18 protein-coding genes are annotated in these 18,134 nt (G+C 60.1%); 4 read left to right on the top strand and 14 right to left on the bottom strand.

Features of this window, described 5'->3' with window-relative positions:
• Window positions 1-13: 13 nt before the first annotated feature.
• From EKH79_RS17590 to EKH79_RS17580, 3 genes are all read right to left on the bottom strand, one after another.
• Window positions 14-418 (bottom strand): YciI family protein, encoded by a 405-nt coding sequence (locus EKH79_RS17590; RefSeq protein WP_126675159.1) that lies wholly within the window; start codon window positions 416-418, stop codon window positions 14-16.
• A gap of 28 nt (window positions 419-446) precedes the next feature.
• Window positions 447-863, bottom strand: a complete 417-nt coding sequence (locus EKH79_RS17585) for a VOC family protein (protein WP_126675158.1) — start codon at window positions 861-863, stop codon at window positions 447-449.
• 155 nt (window positions 864-1,018) lie between these two features.
• On the bottom strand, window positions 1,019-2,059 hold the full coding sequence (locus tag EKH79_RS17580) for a LacI family DNA-binding transcriptional regulator (RefSeq protein WP_199754377.1): 1,041 nt from the start codon (window positions 2,057-2,059) through the stop codon (window positions 1,019-1,021).
• 421 nt (window positions 2,060-2,480) lie between these two features.
• On the opposite strand from EKH79_RS17580, the gene EKH79_RS17575 reads away from it, so the two are divergent.
• A complete protein-coding gene (locus EKH79_RS17575) occupies window positions 2,481-3,704 on the top strand; it encodes a DUF2252 family protein (RefSeq protein ID WP_233590382.1) in 1,224 nt (407 codons plus the stop codon).
• Between the two features lie 24 nt (window positions 3,705-3,728).
• On the opposite strand, the gene polA is transcribed toward EKH79_RS17575, so the two are convergent.
• Window positions 3,729-6,485, bottom strand: a complete 2,757-nt coding sequence (gene polA, locus EKH79_RS17570) for a DNA polymerase I (RefSeq protein ID WP_126675157.1) — start codon at window positions 6,483-6,485, stop codon at window positions 3,729-3,731.
• 92 nt (window positions 6,486-6,577) lie between these two features.
• Here polA and EKH79_RS17565 point away from each other — a divergent pair, with 92 nt between their 5' ends.
• A complete protein-coding gene (locus EKH79_RS17565) occupies window positions 6,578-7,120 on the top strand; it encodes a DUF2782 domain-containing protein (RefSeq protein ID WP_126675156.1) in 543 nt (180 codons plus the stop codon).
• A 32-nt stretch (window positions 7,121-7,152) separates the two neighbouring features.
• Window positions 7,153-7,584, top strand: a complete 432-nt coding sequence (locus tag EKH79_RS17560; protein ID WP_126675155.1) for an EamA family transporter — start codon at window positions 7,153-7,155, stop codon at window positions 7,582-7,584.
• Between the two features lie 474 nt (window positions 7,585-8,058).
• Here EKH79_RS17560 and EKH79_RS17555 read toward each other — a convergent pair whose 3' ends face one another.
• Both EKH79_RS17555 and EKH79_RS17550 read right to left on the bottom strand, forming a co-directional pair.
• Entirely contained in the window at window positions 8,059-8,769 is a 711-nt protein-coding gene (locus tag EKH79_RS17555; RefSeq protein WP_126675154.1) for a glutathione S-transferase, read from the bottom strand.
• Window positions 8,770-8,812: 43 nt separating this feature from the next.
• Entirely contained in the window at window positions 8,813-9,709 is an 897-nt protein-coding gene (locus EKH79_RS17550; protein WP_126675153.1) for a LysR family transcriptional regulator, read from the bottom strand.
• Between the two features lie 109 nt (window positions 9,710-9,818).
• Between EKH79_RS17550 and EKH79_RS17545 the strand changes: the two genes are divergently transcribed.
• A complete protein-coding gene (locus tag EKH79_RS17545) occupies window positions 9,819-10,835 on the top strand; it encodes a bile acid:sodium symporter family protein (protein WP_126675152.1) in 1,017 nt (338 codons plus the stop codon).
• Window positions 10,836-10,849: 14 nt separating this feature from the next.
• Here the strand turns inward: EKH79_RS17545 and purH are convergent, their stop codons facing one another.
• The 8 genes from purH to EKH79_RS17505 all read right to left on the bottom strand — a co-directional run bounded on the left by purH (window position 10,850) and on the right by EKH79_RS17505 (window position 18,064).
• Window positions 10,850-12,460, bottom strand: a complete 1,611-nt coding sequence (gene purH / locus EKH79_RS17540) for a bifunctional phosphoribosylaminoimidazolecarboxamide formyltransferase/IMP cyclohydrolase (protein WP_126675151.1) — start codon at window positions 12,458-12,460, stop codon at window positions 10,850-10,852.
• Between the two features lie 123 nt (window positions 12,461-12,583).
• Window positions 12,584-12,871 carry a helix-turn-helix domain-containing protein gene (locus tag EKH79_RS17535; protein WP_126675150.1) on the bottom strand — a complete coding sequence of 96 codons (288 nt, stop codon included), beginning with the start codon at window positions 12,869-12,871 and terminating at the stop codon, window positions 12,584-12,586.
• Between the two features lie 193 nt (window positions 12,872-13,064).
• Entirely contained in the window at window positions 13,065-13,856 is a 792-nt protein-coding gene (locus EKH79_RS17530) for a zinc-ribbon and DUF3426 domain-containing protein (RefSeq protein WP_126675149.1), read from the bottom strand.
• A gap of 59 nt (window positions 13,857-13,915) precedes the next feature.
• On the bottom strand, window positions 13,916-14,812 hold the full coding sequence (gene prmA / locus EKH79_RS17525; protein ID WP_126675148.1) for a 50S ribosomal protein L11 methyltransferase: 897 nt from the start codon (window positions 14,810-14,812) through the stop codon (window positions 13,916-13,918).
• 178 nt (window positions 14,813-14,990) lie between these two features.
• Window positions 14,991-16,364, bottom strand: a complete 1,374-nt coding sequence (gene accC, locus EKH79_RS17520; RefSeq protein ID WP_126675147.1) for an acetyl-CoA carboxylase biotin carboxylase subunit — start codon at window positions 16,362-16,364, stop codon at window positions 14,991-14,993.
• Window positions 16,365-16,378: 14 nt separating this feature from the next.
• Window positions 16,379-16,837 (bottom strand): acetyl-CoA carboxylase biotin carboxyl carrier protein, encoded by a 459-nt coding sequence (gene accB, locus EKH79_RS17515; RefSeq protein ID WP_126675146.1) that lies wholly within the window; start codon window positions 16,835-16,837, stop codon window positions 16,379-16,381.
• Window positions 16,838-16,917: 80 nt separating this feature from the next.
• The gene (gene aroQ / locus EKH79_RS17510) at window positions 16,918-17,370 is read right to left on the bottom strand and encodes a type II 3-dehydroquinate dehydratase (protein WP_126675145.1); all 453 of its coding nucleotides are present in this window, start codon (window positions 17,368-17,370) and stop codon (window positions 16,918-16,920) included.
• A 148-nt stretch (window positions 17,371-17,518) separates the two neighbouring features.
• Window positions 17,519-18,064 (bottom strand): peroxiredoxin family protein, encoded by a 546-nt coding sequence (locus EKH79_RS17505; protein ID WP_126675144.1) that lies wholly within the window; start codon window positions 18,062-18,064, stop codon window positions 17,519-17,521.
• Window positions 18,065-18,134: the final 70 nt, after the last annotated feature.

Below are 18,134 nucleotides of genomic sequence, written 5' to 3'. Positions count from 1 at the left end.
GCAATCCGGCACATCACGCGCAGTTCGAATGCATGTCGGCGACCGCTTTCTGCACATCCGGCGAGAAATCGGTCATTTCGAAGACCTGTCGCACTTCGATGGTGTCGCCCGGCTCGAGCGGACAACGCGAGGCCCACGCGATGGCCTCGGCGCGCGAGCCGACGTCGAGTACCCAGTAACCGCCAATCGCTTCTTTCGCTTCGGCGAACGGTCCATCGGTCACTTTCACTTTGCCGTTGACGGTCGTGACGCGTGCGCCCGTAGACGCCGGGTGCAATCCATCCATGGCCAGCAACACGCCTGCCTGCTGCAGCGACATGTTGTAATCCATCATCTTTTCGATCGCTTTGAGCTCAGGACGCTTCCCGGCCGGTGCGCTGGCATAGCCGGCGGGAAGCATGATCATCATGAAACGCATGACGTGTTCTCCGGTGAAAAGATAAGAGTTACTGCTGACCCGGTACGATGACCATCCAGCTGACGCCGAAACGATCCACGGCCATCCCGAAGCACGGCGAGAAGAAAGTCTTGCTGAGCGGCGCGTGGACTTTTCCGCCATCGCTCAATGCCGTGAAGACGCGCTCGGCTTCTTTTTCGTCCTTGACGCTGACGGAAAGCGAGAAGCCCTGAAACTGCACGTGGGGATTCACGCAATCGTCGGAGACCATGATCACCGAGTCGCCGATGGTCAGATTGCCGTACATGATTTTTTCGCCGTCATAGTCCGCGCCTGGACCGGCGGCATCCGGTGGCATGTCTTTGTAGCGCATCAGCATGTTGACCTTCGCGCCCAGATGCTTTTGGTAATACTGGACAGCTTCCTCGCAGTGCCCGCGGAAGAACAGATATGGCTGGATATACATCGTGAGTGCTCCGTGATGTGAGACTGATGTGAACGGAAGAGTCCTGGATCGCTTTTCGGGTCTTTGGATAACAGACGAACCAGGACGGCGGAAATCGACACGGTACATCCGCCCGTCTTCGCCGGCATCACAGGAAAGGTTAGGGCGGCGCTTTTTTAGCGCGAAGCGAGCAGACTAGAACGTCGCACGACCAGCTTGACCGGTAGCACCAGCGTTTCCACCGGTTCACGGCGAATCAGCCGGATAAGGTTGTCGACCAACGTTTCGCCGGCAAGCTTGGTGTCCTGCAGCACGGTGGTCAGCGGCGGATTGAGGAAGCGCGCCATGGGGATGTCGTCGAAACCGGCCACGGCGACTTGGTCGGGCACCTTGATGCCGCGGTCGGTAAGCGCGCGCATGGCGCCGATCGCGATCAGATCGCTCGCGGCGAAAACGGCGTCGAACGGTGCATCACGTTCAAGCAGCGTTTCCATCGCGCCGTAGCCAGCCTGTTCGGTGCTTTCGGTGGCATCGACCTGCAACATCGGTTCGGCGGTAACACCGCCTTCCTGCAATGCGGCAACGTAACCGCGATAGCGTTCGAAGAATTCCGGATAGTGGCTCGATGCATCGCCCAGGAACGCTATGCGTTTGCAGCCTTGTTCCAGCAAGTGCGTGGCAACGGCGTGCCCGCCCTGAAAGTTGTCGCAGCCGATGGAGACATCCGGCTGATCCGGCAACACCGCGCCCCAACGCACCGAATGGGTGCCTTGCGCGGCGAGTTTTTCGAGCTTGTCGCGATAGGCGAGATAGTCGCCATAGCCGAGCAGAATGATGCCGTCGGCTTTTTTCGTGTCCGCGTAATCGGCATGCCAGTCGTACGACAACTGCTGGAACGAAATCAGCAGGTCGTAACCGCGCAGTGCGCAGGCACGCGTAATTGAGCCGAGCATCGAAAGAAAGAACGGATTGATGTGCGAGTCGTCCGCCGTGGGATCTTCGAACAGCAGCAACGCCAGCGTGCCCGAATGCTGCGAACGCAGGTTCGACGCGTTCTTGTCCACTTTGTAATTGAGCTGATCGGCCGCCGCCTTGATACGCTGCCGGGTCTCCTCGCTGACCAGCGGGCTATCGCGCAAGGCACGCGACACCGTGGACTGGGAAACCCCGGTCAGGTGGGCGATATCGAAGGAGGTGGCTTTCCCTTTGATTTGCACTACGTCGCGACTCTCGGCCTGATGGCTGCGGGCAGCGATCTGCCATCCCGTAACACCATCCTAACGGTTCCGCAGGGTGGATGTCGTCAGTCGGCTGAAAGGCGCGGAAAACGGGCAAGAAAAAGCCCCGAGAACTTAGGGGGAGTCCTCGGGGCCGGTGGAATCGAAGCCCAGGGGAGAGGTTCGATTCCGATTGGCGACCCAGGGAGGTGGGCGCCGGGGGATGCCGTTGCGTGCATCCGAAAACTTAGAGCGCGGGTTGGCATGAAAAGTTGCACATCCCGGTACAAATTTCTGGAAATGGTTAGCTGCGATTCATTTCTGGAAAACGCACTGCACAGACGCTCGGAAAGATGAAACAAGACTTTCACAGTTGTCACCTGAGGATGTAACACCACCGCTACATACATGGCTGCGTTTTGTGACGAAAAAGACTAAGAAAGCCCGCATTCGTGCCGTTGCTCCCGCAGCGCGCGCAGCCGTGTTGACGAATCTGCGCAACCGAAAAATGGCGCGATCTGCACATGCTTTTGTACGCGGTAACACGGCACGTTTTTATGAGTGGTTGCATGACGAAGATCAGCCGTCCATTCCGCATGGACCTGCGATCTGGATTTGCGGCGACTGTCATATTGCTAATCTCGGCCCCGTCGCCAACGACCAGGGTGCCGTCCATATCCAGATTCGCGATTTCGATCAGAGCGTCATCGGCAATCCCGCGCACGATCTGATTCGGCTTGCACTATCGCTTGCCACCGTCGCGCGCGGTTCCGATCTTCCCGGTGTCACCACGGTGCGCATGATCGAGGCGATGCTTGCCGGTTACGAATCCGCCTTTCCGGAATCGGATGACGATGAGCCGGATATCCCGCCGTCGATTCGTCTGGTGATGAAACGTGCGCTTCGCCGCAATTGGAAATCGCTGGCGCAGGAACGTATCAACGGCGTTGAACCGAGTTTTCCGGTGGGTAAAAACTTCTGGACGCTGACCAAGCGGGAGCGTTCCGCGATCGCGCAGTTAATGGCGCAGACCGAGATAGTCGAGCTTGCGACGCAACTGCATCATCGCGACAACGAGGCGCATGTGTCGCTGCTCGATGCGGCGTATTGGCGAAAGGGTTGCAGTTCGCTTGGCAAAGGGCGCTACGCCGTGTTGCTGGATGTCGATGGCGGGACTAGTGACGGAGAAGATCTCTGCCTGATCGACATCAAGGAAGCGGTCAAATCCGTAGCGCCGCACGCCACCAAAGTGCGGATGCCGCGCGACAACGCGAAACGCGTGGTCGAGGCGGCGACGCATCTTTCGCCTTCGCTCGGGCATCGCATGCGTGCAGCAACGCTGTTGGACAGTCAGGTATTCGTGCGTGAGCTGCTGCCGCAGGATCTCACTCTCGATATCGATCGCATGGGACGGAAGCAAGCCATGCGCGTAGCAATGTTTCTCGCCAGCGTGGTGGGGCGCGCGCATGCACGCCAGATGGATGCATCGACGCGCAAGGCGTGGCGCGCGGAGTTGGCGCGCAATCACACGCGTACGTTGGATGCACCATCCTGGTTGTGGCGCAGCGTGACACTTCTGCTTGCGCAACACGAAAGCGAGTATCTGGATCACTGCCGCCGATACGTGGCGGCAGAGCAGCGTTAATGCGTGCGGTTGGCGGCAGCGGCCTTAATGCGCTTCGTCCCAGTTCTTGCCGACACCCACGTCAACGATCAGCGGAACGCGCAATGTCGCGGCGCCGGACATGCGTTCGCGCACTGCTTCGCGCACCTCGTCGATGGCATCGGCGCGTACTTCGAATACCAGTTCGTCGTGCACCTGCATCAACATGTGCGCGTCGTCGCGATCCTTTAGCCATGTCGCGACGGAAATCATCGCGCGCTTGATGATGTCGGCGGCGGTGCCTTGCATGGGTGCGTTCACCGCGGCGCGCTCGGCGCCAGCGCGCAGGGCCTGGTTGCGTGCGCTGAGGTTGTCCAGATACAGGCGGCGGCCGAACAGTGTTTCGACGTAGCCATCGCGGTGCGCACGCTCGCGCGTGGCTTCCATGAACGCGTGCACGCCGGGATAGCGCGAGAAGTAGCGCGCCATGTAGTCGCTCGCTTCGCCGCGATCGACGCCGAGCTGACGTGCGAGACCAAAGGCGCTCATGCCATACATCAAACCGAAATTAATGGCTTTCGCGGCACGTCGCTGATTGCTCGTGACCGCTTCGGGTTCCAGACCGAACACTTCCGCTGCCGTGGCACGGTGAATATCGCCACCTTCCTGGAAGGCGCGCACCAAACCTTCATCGCCAGATAAATGCGCCATGATGCGCAGCTCGATTTGCGAATAGTCCGCCGCCATCACCAGCCATCCTTCGGGCGCAATGAACGCCTGACGGATGCGGCGACCTTCTTCGGTACGCACGGGAATATTTTGCAAATTCGGATCGTTGGAGGAAATGCGCCCTGTGGCCACTGCGCCCTGGTGATAGCTCGTGTGCACGCGGCCCGTGCGAGGGTTGACGATTTCCGCGAGCTTTTCCGTATACGTAGAGCGCAACTTGGCCAAGCCGCGATATTCGAGAATCAGACGTGGCAACGCATGATCGTCAGCAATCGCTTCGAGCGCTTCTTCGTTCGTCGAAGGTTGCCCGGTTGGTGTTTTCAGTTTGGCCGGCAAGCCGAGTTCGTCGAAGAGTATCGCTTGCAGTTGCTTGGGCGAGTCGAGGTTGAATTCACGGCCGGCCGATTGCCACGATTCCTTCTGCAGCTCCAGCATGCGCTTGCCGAGTTGCTGGCTTTGCATGCGAAGTTCGTTGACGTCGATCAACACGCCGCGCTGCTCCATGCCGGCAAGCACGGGCACCAGCGGAATTTCGATGTCTTCGTAGACCTTCAGAAGTTTCGGTTCGCTTTCCAGCAGTGGCCACAGCGCGTGATGCAGGCGCAGCGTGACGTCGGCATCCTCGGCGGCATAACGGCAGGCGGTTTCAAGATCGACTTGCGAGAAGGAAATCTGCTTTGCACCTTTGCCTGCGACTTGCTCGTATTTCACGGTTTCGTAGCCGAGGTATTTCGAGGCGAGCGAATCCATGTCATGACGCGTTGCGGTCGCGTTCCACACGTACGATTCGAGCATCGTGTCGTGCTTGAGTCCCTGCACGACGATGCCATACAGCGACAGGATGTTCATGTCGTACTTGGCGTGCTGACCAACCTTCGGCCGCCGCGGGTCTTCCATGATCGGCTTGATCGCAGCAAGTACCGCATCGCGCGGCAATTGCTTGGGTGCGCCGGGGTAATCGTGCGAAAGCGGGAGATAGCAGGCGTGACCGGGTTGCACCGACAAGCTCAGTCCCACGATGTCGGCACGCATCGGATCGAGGCTGGTCGTTTCGGTGTCGAACGCAATCAATGGCGCGTCCTTGATGCGCTCCAGCCATGCGTCGAACTGCGCCTGTGTCGTGACCAGTTCGTAGTGGCCAGGGCCGCTCAATTCGACAGCAGGCATCGCTTCGCTGCGCGAGGGCGCAACCGGCGCGCTGTCGGTTACTGCGGGCGTTGTCGCGGGCGTGGATGTTGCGGTGTCGGCAGCGGCACCGTCCAGTTCCTTCAATGCCGCCTTGAATTCGTAGCGTGTGAACAGCTCGCGCAGCGCGTTGGCGTCGCGGTCGCGTAGTGTCAGATCCTTGACCGATTTATCGAGCGGCACATCAAGTTTGATCGTCACCAGTTCGCGCGAAAGCGGCAGCGAGGGAAGCGCTTCGCGCAGGTATTCGCCGATCTTTCCACCGATCTTGTCCGCGTTGGCGATCACACCGTCGAGCGAGCCGTATTCGGCCAGCCACTTTGCGGCCGTCTTCGGACCGCACTTGTTGACACCAGGAACGTTGTCGACCGTGTCGCCGGTAAGGCTCAAGAAGTCGATGATCTGGTCGGGCTTTACGCCGAATTTGTCCACCACACCGGCGCTGTCCATGGTGGTATTGGTCATCGTGTTGATGAGCTTGATACCGGGACGAACGAGTTGCGCGAGATCCTTGTCGCCCGTGGAAATCAGCACATCGATGCCGTGCTCATGAGCTTGCTTGGCCAGCGTGCCGATGACGTCGTCGGCTTCCACGCCGGTAACACGCAGAATCGGAAAACCCAATGCACCGACGATGGCCAGCATGGGTTCGATCTGCGCGCGCAGTTCGTCCGGCATGGGCGGGCGATTGGCTTTGTACTTGTCGTACAGGACATTGCGAAAGGTCGGGCCGGACGCATCGCTGACGAAGGCGACGTAATCGGGTTTGGCCTTGAGCGTCGTGCGCAGCATGTTGACCACACCGAACAGCGCGCCGGTCGGTTCGCCGTTGGCGTTGCTCAGTGGCGGCAGCGCGTGGAAGGCGCGGTAGAGGTAGGAGGAGCCGTCGATAAGCGTCAGGTTTGGCATTCGCACATTCTCGCATGATGACGGCGGGCGCCGGTTCACGAGGTGGTGAAGGCGGCGCTGGTATGATTCGCCTCCCTAACGAGGTCTTCGCCATGAAACACGCTGCCTGCCTGCTCGTCCTTTCTGTCCTGGCCGCGGCGCCAGCGTTTGCGCAGACATCGTCTTCCTCGACGGCCCAGCCGCACTTTGCGCCTGCGCCACCGCCGCCGGGCATGAACGATCCGGGCGTCAATCCTTCCAAGGAACCGATGTCGTCCAGCACCGCGGCGAACGCGCCGGTATCCACGCCGGCCGAGCTCGAGCCCAGCCACATGGCGGGCAAGCCGATCCCGACGACGAAGATGCCGGGTCAGGCCAATCAGGATGCCAACGGCCAGCCGCCACCGGAAGTGGCCGTGCATCAGGAAGGCGACAACACCATTCAGGAGTATCGCCAGAACGGTCACGTCTACATGGTGGTGGTGACGCCCAAGTATGGCCCGCAGCAGGTTTATACGGTCGATCCGGACGGCCATATGCTCGATCCGAATGGTCAGCCGCCGGTGAAGCCGGTGCAATACCGCCTCATTCAGTGGGGTAAGAGCAAGCCGGCGTCGGCCGAGTCGACGGAAGACAATGGGGATAACGGTACATAATCCTCGTATCGTTTCGTTTCTCTGGAGCGGGCATGAACATCCGCGAAAGCTGGTTGCTGTTCGCTCTGGGTTCGGCGTTCTTTGCAGCCCTGACGGCGTTGTTCGGCAAACTCGGCGTTGCCGGTATCAATTCCAATCTCGCCACGTTCATCCGCACGCTGGTGATTCTCGGCGTGACGGCAGGCATTCTCAGTTTCCGTGCGGAATGGGCGAAGCCCACCGGGTTGCCGTGGCATAGCTGGCTGTTTCTGGTGCTCTCCGGCATTGCGGCCGGGCTTTCATGGCTTTGTTATTACCGGGCGCTGCAATTGGGTCCGATCAGCAAAGTGGCACCGATCGATAAGTTGAGTGTTGCGATAGCGATTGTGCTTGGGTTGGTGGTTCTCGGCGAACGGCCGAGTTGGGCCACGCTGATTGGTGGTGTGTTGATCGTTGCGGGGTCGCTGGTTATTGCGTTGTTGTAGCGTGATTGGTTCGTGCGCCGAAGTTTTCATCTGTGCGCAATCGCCCACGGATTACACGACATCATGACCGTCATTCCGGCGCAAGCCTTTCACCGATGCGGCCACGTTTATCCCGTCATTCCTGCGCAGGCAGGAATCCAGTGTCCTCGGTTTTCATTTGTGCGCTATCGCCAGATTGCTCGCCTACGCGGCGGGCGTTTCGTCCGTCTGCCGACGGCCGAGTTACTTTCTCTTGCGTGCCCAAGAGAAAGTAACCAAAGAGAAGGGCACCCCAATGCGGTGCTCTCCGGGCTATCGCCCTCCGAGACCGTGAGAGGGAGCCGGGCTTTTCGACAGGGCTTCCTGCCCTGGCGAAAAGGAATCGGCATCCTTGCCGATTCCCCTGCGGGCCTTTTCGTCTCCCTCTCACTCACCGCATAAGGGGACCCTGCGCGCTTCGCGCGCTTCTTTGGAGCGCGTGCAATCGGGCGCTCTTCAGTTCTTTGGATCCAGCGCTGGATAGTGCCGAAAAATGCCGTCCTCGTTGAACGCAATGCGCCTTGGTGATTGCAGGTAGGCGGCGATATTCGGGCGTTCGGCAATGCGTTCGGCTAGTGCACGCAAACGTGGAATGCGTTTCTGCATGCGGCGCATGGCGTTGGGAAATGCGTAATCCAGTCCGCTGATCAGTTGGAACAGCGACAAATCGACATACGAATGCCGGCTCAACGCCTGCCTTCCGTTACCGCGTTCGATCACGCTTTCGAAGTAATCGAGGTATTTGGGAATGCGTTCGTCGCGGAAAAACGTCGCGCGCTTTTTCGCGGCGGCGCGTTGTTGTTCGTAGTACTGGCTTGATGAAATCGGGTGATGTGTGTCGTGTGCTTCCACCACGATATCGGCGATGGTCTGTTGCAACTGCTGCGCGTAAATTTCTGCTGCTTGTCCGCCGGGCACCAAGCCAAGATGGGGGCCCAGGTACGCGAGAATCGTGGCGGTTTGCGCGATCACCAGTTTCCCGGCTTTGAGAAACGGTGGCGCAAACGGTAACGCGCCGTCGTATTTGCCGCGAAGGAACGGCATCATCGCGCTATCGCCGCGTTTGCGCGCGACATCGATGTAATCGGCGCCGGCGTCTTCCAGTGCGAGGCGCACGAATTCACCGCGGCCCTGGATGCCGGTCCAGTAGTAAAGCTCGTAGCGCATGAGACATCCTCCGGATGGAGAAAGCAGCCTAAACGCCGTGCGCTCAATAGGATGTGAGCGGTCCCTTCTCGGCCAGTTCGCGCAGACGATTCCACACCAACGCCGCCAACGGTGAAAGTGAGCGATGACGACGATGGATCAAGGTCACCGAGCGTTGCTCCGTCGGCGTCAACGGACGCATCGCAAGCGATGCGGGCGGCGCTGAAAGTGTCGGCGTGATGGTGATGCCAAGCCCTGCCTCCACCATGCGGAATGCCGTGTAAGTGTGGCCTGTCTGTTGAACGACATGTGCCTCGACACCGTATTTGCGCAACGTCGCATCGATGAGCGGGCGGCTGCCGGATGAGTAGTCGAGCAGGATCAGCGGTTGCCCCTGCAGTTTTTCCCACGCGATGGTTTTCAGCTTTGCAAACGGATGATCCGGACGGCAAGCCAAACAGAACGGATCGCGCATGATGGTTTCGCCATCGAACTCGCCGCTTTCGGGTGGATCGATGGCGATGCCGAAATCGACTTCGCCGCCGCGCACGCTATCGAGCACCAGGGTTTGCGCCTGATCGTGCAATTGAATGGTCAGTTCCGGATAAGCGCGAGCGCAATCGGCAATGCACGCAGGCATCAGGCTCGCCGACAATGTCGGCACGGCGGCGACACGGACTTTCCCGCGTTTGCGTTCGCCTTCGGAGTGCACGTGCTCCAGCACGCCTTCCAGCTCATCCAGCACGCGTTCGATCGCGCTTTCCAGATAGCGGCCGGCCTCGGTGGGGACCACTTCGCGCGTGCTGCGATCGAACAACCGTACGCCGAGCTCCGATTCCAGCTCGGCGATATGCCGGCTTACCGCCGGCTGGCTCAGGTGCAGATTGTCCGCCGCGCGGCGGAAATGGCGCTGGCGGGCCACGGCCAGAAAGGCCCTGAGCTGCCGGAGGCTGATATTCATGCTCATATGGCATCAATGAATACAATAAAATGATTTGATTTATCAATGGGGCGAGCGTGAAATGACGTCCATCCTTCCTTGATCAGGTCGCCGAATCAGGCGTTTCGCTATGAGCACTCTGCGCCGCTTCCTGCCGGACAACTTCACTCTTTGCCTGATAGCCACCGTGATCATGGCCAGTGTGCTGCCGTGCCGCGGCATTACTGCAAATGCCTTCGGGCTGCTGACCGATGTGGCCATCGCGCTGCTGTTTTTCCTGCATGGCGCGAAGCTCTCGCGCGACGCCGTGGTCGCGGGGCTTACCAACTGGCGGCTGCATCTGACGGTGCTTGCCAGCACGTTCGTATTGTTCCCCGTGCTCGGGCTGTTGCTGAAGCCGGTGCTGTCGCCGCTGGTGACGCCTTCGCTTTACGTCGGGATCCTGTTCCTTTGTACGTTGCCATCCACGGTGCAGTCGTCGATCGCGTTTACGTCGATTGCGCGCGGCAACGTATCAGCGGCGGTATGTTCGGCATCGGCGTCGAGTCTGCTCGGCATCGTTATCACGCCGCTGCTGACAGGCCTGGTGTTGCAGGCGCACGGACAGGGCGCGATGTCATGGGAAGCCGTGGGCGAGATTGTGCTGCAGCTGTTCGTACCATTCGTGGCCGGCCAGATTTCGCAACGCTGGATCGGCGGTTGGGTGACGCGTCATCGTCCGTTGATCGGCTTTGTCGATCAGGGCTCGATCCTGCTGGTGGTGTACACCGCGTTCAGTGCAGCGGTGCTGCAGGGCTTGTGGAAGCACCTGCCGTTGCCGGTGCTCGGCGGATTGCTGATCGTCAACGCGGTATTGCTGGCGGCGGCGTTGTTGATTACGCGTTACGGTTCGCGGGCCCTGGGTTTTGATCGCGAGGATGAAATCACCATCGTGTTCTGCGGCTCGAAGAAAAGTCTGGCGAGCGGTGTACCGATGGCGAAAGTGCTGTTCTCCACGCACGCGTTGGGCATGATCGTCTTGCCGATCATGCTGTTCCATCAGATGCAGTTGATGACGTGTGCGGTGCTGGCGCGCCGCTATGCAGAACGCGCCAGCGTTAATTCACGCAAGGCAAATGGCGTCACGAAGATTGCCGTGACCGAATAAACGGTCGCGGGATATCAATGCCGGAAATGGCGCATGCCGGTGAAGACCATCGCCATGTCGTGTTCGTCGGCCGCTGCGATCACTTCGCCATCGCGCATGGAGCCGCCCGGCTGAATCACGGCACGAATGCCCGCTGCGGCGGCGGCGTCGATGCCGTCGCGGAACGGGAAGAACGCATCGGATGCCATCACTGAGCCGCGCACTTCAAGCTTCTCGTCCGCAGCCTTGATGCCCGCGATGCGTGCGCTGTAGACGCGGCTCATCTGGCCGGCGCCGATGCCGATGGTCTGGCGGTTGCGCGCGTACACAATGGCGTTGCTTTTGACGTATTTCGCCACTTTCCAGGCAAAAATCAGGTCGTTCACTTCTTCTGCCGTCGGCGTGCGGCGCGTGACGATCTTCAGATCGTTCGCCGTGACCATGCCGCGATCGGCCGTCTGGATCAGCAAGCCGGAGCCGACGCGGCGTACATCGTTGCCCGGATGTGCATCGCCCAGCTCGGCATCCTTCGGCACCGGAATTTCGAGTACACGTACGTTGGTCTTCTTGCCGAACGCTTTCAGCGCGTCTTCCGTGTAACCCGGCGCCAATACAACTTCCACGAATTGGCGATCGACGATCGAGCGCGCAGTGTCGCCATCCACTTCACGATTGAACGCGATGATGCCGCCGAACGCCGATGTGGGATCGGTCTGAAACGCCAGGTCATACGCGCGGCGGATGCCTTCGAGGCTTACCGCGACGCCGCAGGGGTTCGCGTGCTTGACGATGACGCATGCGGGCTTGGTGAAGCTGCGCACGCATTCCCATGCCGCATCCGAATCGGCGATGTTGTTGAAGGACAATTCCTTGCCCTGCAGCTGTCGGAAAGTGGCCAACGTGCCGGGCGCGGGATACAGGTCGCGGTAAAACGCAGCTTGCTGATGCGGATTTTCGCCGTAGCGAAGGTCCATCATTTTGACGAAGCGGCCGTTTGCCTGCGCCGGAAATGCATCGTGACCGGCAATCGCATCGTGCGTTTCGTTGAGCTGCACACCGGAGAGATAATCACTGATCGCTGCGTCGTAGTTGGAGACGCGATTGAATGCCGCCACCGACAGCTTGAAACGTGTCGCGCGAGTCAGGCCGCCCTGTTGTTCGATGTCGTTCAACGCTTCGTCGTATTGATCGGGCGATGTCAGCACGCCGACATCGTTCCAGTTCTTCGCCGCTGAACGAAGCATGGCCGGACCGCCGATATCGATATTTTCGATCGCCTGTTCCAGCGTGCAGTCCGGTTTGGCGACCGTGGACTCGAAGGGATAGAGGTTGAGCACCAGCAGGTCGATGGGGCCGATACCCAGCTCGGCCATGACCGCATCATCGGTGCCGCGACGGCCTAACAGCCCCCCGTGAACCTTCGGGTGCAGGGTCTTTACGCGGCCGTCCATGATCTCCGGAAAGCCGGTGACGTCGCTGACGTCCTTGACCGGAATGCCCGCCTCGCGCAGGGCTTTGGCGCTGCCACCGGTGGAAAGCAGCTCCACCTTTGCCGCGGCCAAACGCCGTCCCAGTTCGATCAGCCCGGTCTTGTCCGAAACGCTGATCAGCGCGCGGCGGATGGGGGTGACGGCGGGTGCGGACATGGCGGTTTCCGATACGGTAAAGCCGCGCATTATAGCGCGGCCCGGCAGCGGATGCTGTTTGTCTAGCGGCTTGCGTTTGGACGGCTAAATGCTCTTAAAGAGCGCGCCGTTAAAAGCGACGCTTCAGAGAAGGCCGTGAGCGGACAGCTTCTTGCGCAACGTTGCGCGATTGATGCCGAGCACGGCAGCTGCGCGGCTTTGATTGCCGTCATGAAACGCCAGCACTTCGCGCAGCAACGGACCTTCGACTTCGCGAATGACGAGCGCGTGCAAACCTTCGTCGCACGGTGTGTCACCGATGTCCGCAAGGTAACGCCGCACAGTACGGCTTACGCATTCGCTCAATGCGCTCTGCGACGAGGAATCATTAATGGCCTCGTTGACAGGCAGTCTGACAGCGTTCAAGGACATTTCCCCTCACGTACTCACGCGACGGCTACATAGGTCGTCGCCATGCTTATGGCAGTTACCGCGTTTGCGGCGGGTTAATAGCTCGTGCTTTGTTTAGCGCGAGGGACCGAGTGTACTCGTGCCCGCGGACAAAATTAAGAGCCTTGCGATAAGAAAAATCATAAGCCCATGCCGAACAGGCACTAAGGACGCTTTATTCGAACCCAAGGTCAAAAGCAACCGCTTGATGGCCGGGGTCTTCCACCTCGAAGATCAGGGCCGAGGTTGCGCCGGGGCCGATTCCACGTCGCAGTGCATCAACGTCATCGAGGTATTCGGATGGATTCAAACGGCGCATAGCGATGACTTTGCCGTTGGCATCGGACAATCGAATCGTGACAAATGGCCATGGCTGCGTAAACGCTGCATCGTTCCTTACGCTGGCGCTGATTAGCAATGCATTGGGAACAGTGGGGTGCGTCTGCACGTCACGTGCCAGCAAGCGCAGTTTGCCGACATCGCGTACCGGTGGCAGCGTGCAATTCAGCGTAGCGCAAGCTTGCTGAAGTAACGGACCCATGGTTGGATCAGCAACCAGTGTGTCGCGCAAGGCCCAGCCCAGTTGCCCCAAAAGGCCTAAAAACAGCAGAAAACAGGCTGAAATCCAGGGCCAGCGCCGCGGTTTGTTCTTGCGTCGATCGCGTGCAAAACGTGGCGTAATGACCAGATCGGCAAAGTTTTCGCGCGTTGCCGTTTCGTTTGCGACGACGACTTGTTGGGTCTCCGGCTGCGGCCGATAAACCACCAGTTCCACGCTTGGCGGTTCCACGCCGGGTTCGTGCGAGGGCAGCTCGTTGAAGGGTTCCGGCGGCAACTGATCGGCAAGCGTGGCGATGCAATCGAAACCGGCGCCGCAATGTCCGCACATGACAAAGCCGTGTGCTTGCGCGATGGTTCGCGCATCCACTGAAAACACGGATAGACATTCAGGGCATTGCGTATACATGCGGTGCGCTTGGACCTGTGTCGGGCAAGCTTAGCAAAGCCATCGCATCATTCGTCCAATCATGCGCGACGATGGCCGCTGATGCGCACCCAATCTTCGCGTGTGTCGACACGCAATGCTTCGAACCATTCGGCATAACGCGCGAGCAGTTCATCTTGCTGCCCCTGCAGGATGCCGGAGATGGCAAACGGCGCGCCGGGTTTTGCGGCGGCAGCGAAGGTGGGCGCGAGATCGCCGAGCGGTCCTGCAAGAATATTCGCCACGAAAACATCTGCCGGTTCGCCTGCGAAATCTTCCGGCAGAAACAAGGCGAGACGATCGGCGACGTCGTTGCGCTCGGCATTGTCAGCCGATGCGGTGAGTGCTTGCGGATCGTTGTCCACGCCAATCGCCGATCCCGCACCAAGCTTGAGTGCTGCAATCGCAAGGATGCCCGAGCCGCAACCGAAGTCGATCACGCGCTTGCCAGCGAGGTTGAGGCCATCGAGCCATTCAAGGCAAAGGGCCGTAGTGGGATGCGTGCCACTTCCGAATGCCAGGCCGGGATCGAGACGCACGACCACGCTGTCGTCCTCGGGTGGCTCGATGTTCCACGGATAGATCCACAGCCGCTTGCCGAAGGGCATCGGCTTGAATTGGTCCATCCAGGCGCGTTCCCAGTCTTCGTCGGCGACGTCGCGAAAGTTCAGTTGATCGGGTTCCAGCCAGGGCAGCAGCTCGCTCAGGGCCTCAGTGAGGCCGCGGCGATCGGTGCCAGCCTCGAACAGCGCGTTGAGCGTGATCGTCGGCCACAGCGGAAGCTCGCCGACACCGGGTTCGAAGATCGCCTGCTCATCGGGTGTTTCGGCGTCGGCGTCCTGCAGCGTGATCGATATCGCGCCCAGATCGTCGAGCGCTTCTTCCACGCGGGGTTGCTGTTCGGCGCGGGCGATCAGGGAGAGTTCGAGCCAGGGCATTTGCGGTCCGAGACGAGGCAGGTGATGCGCGATTGTCCCTCTCCCCTGCGGGGAGAGGGTAGGGTGATGGGCTGATCTTGCGATGGAAGTCACTAGGAACGAACTTCGTTGCGGAGCCTTCGCAAGAGTGACCCCTCACCTCGGTCCTCCCCCCAAAGGGGAGAGGATGCAGAGCAACTCAATGTCCGCTATGCGGATGTTCCTTATGCTCCGCCATACGCTTTTCCAGATAGTGGATATTCTGTCCACCCTGCTGGAAGCCCACATCGTTCATGATGCGCTGCTGCAGCGGAACGTTGCATTTCACGCCTTCGATGACCGTTTCGGCCAACGCGAGACGCATGCGCGCAATCGCCGTTTCGCGATCCGGGCCGTGCACAATGAGTTTGCCGATCATCGAATCGTAATTCGGCGGAATCTTGTAGCCGTCGTACAGATGCGTATCGACGCGCACACCCGGACCACCCGGCGCCTCAAAGCGTTTCACCGTACCCGGTGAGGGCAGGAAGGTTTCCGGATCTTCCGCGTTGATACGGCACTCGATCGCATGACCGGTAATCTTGATGTCTTCCTGCTTGATCGAGAGCTTTTCGCCGGCAGCGATGCGCAATTGCTCGCGCACGAGATCCACACCGGTAATGAGCTCCGTCACCGGATGTTCGACCTGAATACGCGTATTCATTTCGATGAAGTAGAAACGGCCATTTTCGAACAGGAATTCGAACGTGCCCGCGCCGCGATAGCCGATGCGCAAGCAGGCATCCACACATACTTTGCCGATCTGCGCGCGCAGTTCCGGCGTGATGCCCGGTGCGGGCGCTTCTTCGACGACTTTCTGGTGACGACGCTGCATGGAGCAATCGCGTTCGCCCAGATGGATCGCGTTGCCTTGACCGTCGGCGAGCACCTGGATTTCCACGTGACGTGGATTCTCCAGAAACTTCTCCATGTACACCTGATCGTTGCCGAAAGCGGCTTTGGCTTCCTGCTTGGTCATGGTGATGGCGTTGCCCAGATGCGCTTCGGTGCGCACCACGCGCATACCGCGGCCACCGCCGCCGCCGGAGGCCTTGATGATGACGGGATAGCCGATCTCGCGCGCGATGCGGATGTTTTCTTCCACCACATCGCCGAGTGGGCCGCCCGAGCCGGGAACGCAAGGAACGCCGGCTGCTTTCATCGCGCGGATCGCTTCGACTTTATCGCCCATCAGGCGAATCACATCGGCCGTCGGTCCGATGAAGATGAAGCCGGATTGTTCCACCTGTTCGGCGAAGTCCGCGCGCTCGGCAAGAAAGCCGTAGCCGGGATGAATCGCATTGGCGTCGGTGATTTCCGCCGCAGCAATGATGCGCGGAATGTTGAGGTAGCTGTCGACCGATGGTGCCGGACCGATGCAGATCGCTTCGTCTGCAAGACCGACATGCTTGAGGTTGCGATCGGCGGTGGAGTGCACGGCCACGGTTCGGATACCGAGACTGTGGCACGCACGCAGAATGCGCAATGCGATTTCGCCGCGATTGGCGATAACGACCTTTTCGAGCTTTTGCATAGTCGTCAGGCCGTTCAGGCGATCACGAACATCGGCTGATCGAATTCCACCGGCTGACCGTTCTCGACCATGATGGCCTGCACCGTGCCGGCCACATCGGCCTCGATCTGATTGAACATCTTCATCGCTTCGATGATGCCCAGCGTCTCGCCGGCCTTCACCTGCTGGCCCACTTTGACGAACGCCGCAGCGCCCGGCGTGGCGGACGCGTAGAACGTGCCCACCATCGGCGCCTTCACGACATGACCGGCCGGCAGACTCGGCGCGCTTGCTTCGACCGGTGCGGCTGGCGCGACCGGTGCAGCCGCCGGTGCTGGCGCGTGCGCCACGGGGGCCGGCGCAGCGGCGACGGCAACGCCGCCCTTGGGTACGCGCGACAAACGGACGACTTCTTCGCCCTCTTTGATTTCCAGTTCGGCGAGGTTCGATTCCTCGAGGAGGTCAATCAGTTTTTTGATCTTTCGCAGATCCATCGGGCTTGCCTTCTTTGGGTCTGGGGCCACAGCTTGGTGGCTGGACGGTAAAGGGAATGAAAGGAAACGGTAGGTGCGGCCTAGCCAGCCGGTTTCGGTTCAAGTTTCGAAACGGCGGCTTGCAGCGCCAGGAAATAGCTATCGCTGCCGAAGCCGGCAATCACGCCCACGGCGAGATCGGACAGATAAGAGTGGTGCCGGAACGGCTCCCGCGCGTGCACGTTGCTCATGTGCAGCTCGATAAAGGGAATGTCGACCGCGGCAAGGGCGTCGCGCAGGGCAACGCTGGTGTGGGTGAATGCGCCGGGGTTGATCAGGATAAATGCGATCTGCTCGTCCCGGGCCTGATGGATGCGGCCGATCAGCTCGTGCTCGGCGTTGGACTGATACCACGCCAGCTCGTGCCCGGCCTTCTGCGCAAGGTGAGCCAAGCGGGTATTGATGTCCGCCAGCGTCTCCCGGCCGTAAACGTCCGGTTCGCGCACACCAAGCAGGTTGAGGTTCGGTCCGTGCAGGACCAGCAGCTTCGCCATAACAGGCTCCAGGCCGCCCCCGGGCGCCTCGGAATCCGCGCAGTGTGCTCGGTGCCGCCAATATTGTCCAGTTCGGCGCAGATCGGCGATGTTTGACGGAGAAGTGACGTAGAAACCGTGCGTGGACGTATGTGGTGCGCAAACCGCGCTACGGCGCGGTTCCCGGGGACAGCCACTTACCGAGTTGCGAAGGGTCGAGTGGACCGCGACGCATCGCTACGATCCGCCCGTTGGTGTCCAGCAGCACGCTGAAAGGCAGAATTTCGTCGGTATCGCCGAGGCTAAGCGATGTGCTTGGTTCGTTTAGCTGGCCGATCAGGATCGGGTAATCGACGGGGTGGGCGCTGAGAAAGCTACGCACATGTTCGGGGTCATCCATCGCTATACCCAGCACGATCGCACCCTTATCGGCGAAGTTATGCTGGGCAGTACTCAACGCCGGCATCTCGGCCAGACACGGCACACACCAGCTTGCCCAAAAATTGATCAGCACCCGCTGGCCATGAAATTCGGACAGATGATGGGGTCTGCCATCGAGACCCGTGAGAACCAGATCTGGACGAAGATCGCCGACGTTCGCAACATCAACGCCGGGCGGAGTGTGGGCGATCTGACTTTCGTGCTGCAGCCACCCGCCGCCGATCGCGGCCAGCACAGCCACGCCGAGAATCACGAGGTTCGGGCGGCTCAGCATATTAGCGACAACCTCCAGACTCCCTCCCCTGCGTGCAGCAGGGGAGGGTTGGGGTGGGGTGAAGCCTTGT

It is taken from the genome of Dyella dinghuensis, assembly GCF_003977615.1.
Classification (GTDB): Bacteria; Pseudomonadota; Gammaproteobacteria; order Xanthomonadales; family Rhodanobacteraceae; genus Dyella_B; species Dyella_B dinghuensis.
Note: the sequence above shows the minus strand (reverse complement) of the source record. Positions and strands in the feature narration are given on the sequence as shown.

Coding starts and splice junctions, on each gene's coding strand:
- EKH79_RS17590 (WP_126675159.1), bottom strand. CDS start 418: ATGCGTTTCATGATGATCATGCTTCCCGCCGGCTATGCCAGCGCACCG.
- EKH79_RS17585 (WP_126675158.1), bottom strand. CDS start 863: ATGTATATCCAGCCATATCTGTTCTTCCGCGGGCACTGCGAGGAAGCT.
- polA (WP_126675157.1), bottom strand. CDS start 6,485: ATGCCAAACCTGACGCTTATCGACGGCTCCTCCTACCTCTACCGCGCC.
- EKH79_RS17565 (WP_126675156.1), top strand. CDS start 6,578: ATGAAACACGCTGCCTGCCTGCTCGTCCTTTCTGTCCTGGCCGCGGCG.
- EKH79_RS17560 (WP_126675155.1), top strand. CDS start 7,153: ATGAACATCCGCGAAAGCTGGTTGCTGTTCGCTCTGGGTTCGGCGTTC.
- EKH79_RS17555 (WP_126675154.1), bottom strand. CDS start 8,769: ATGCGCTACGAGCTTTACTACTGGACCGGCATCCAGGGCCGCGGTGAA.
- EKH79_RS17550 (WP_126675153.1), bottom strand. CDS start 9,709: ATGAATATCAGCCTCCGGCAGCTCAGGGCCTTTCTGGCCGTGGCCCGC.
- EKH79_RS17545 (WP_126675152.1), top strand. CDS start 9,819: ATGAGCACTCTGCGCCGCTTCCTGCCGGACAACTTCACTCTTTGCCTG.
- purH (WP_126675151.1), bottom strand. CDS start 12,460: ATGTCCGCACCCGCCGTCACCCCCATCCGCCGCGCGCTGATCAGCGTT.
- EKH79_RS17535 (WP_126675150.1), bottom strand. CDS start 12,871: ATGTCCTTGAACGCTGTCAGACTGCCTGTCAACGAGGCCATTAATGAT.
- EKH79_RS17530 (WP_126675149.1), bottom strand. CDS start 13,856: ATGTATACGCAATGCCCTGAATGTCTATCCGTGTTTTCAGTGGATGCG.
- prmA (WP_126675148.1), bottom strand. CDS start 14,812: ATGCCCTGGCTCGAACTCTCCCTGATCGCCCGCGCCGAACAGCAACCC.
- accC (WP_126675147.1), bottom strand. CDS start 16,364: ATGCAAAAGCTCGAAAAGGTCGTTATCGCCAATCGCGGCGAAATCGCA.
- accB (WP_126675146.1), bottom strand. CDS start 16,837: ATGGATCTGCGAAAGATCAAAAAACTGATTGACCTCCTCGAGGAATCG.
- aroQ (WP_126675145.1), bottom strand. CDS start 17,370: ATGGCGAAGCTGCTGGTCCTGCACGGACCGAACCTCAACCTGCTTGGT.
- EKH79_RS17505 (WP_126675144.1), bottom strand. CDS start 18,064: ATGCTGAGCCGCCCGAACCTCGTGATTCTCGGCGTGGCTGTGCTGGCC.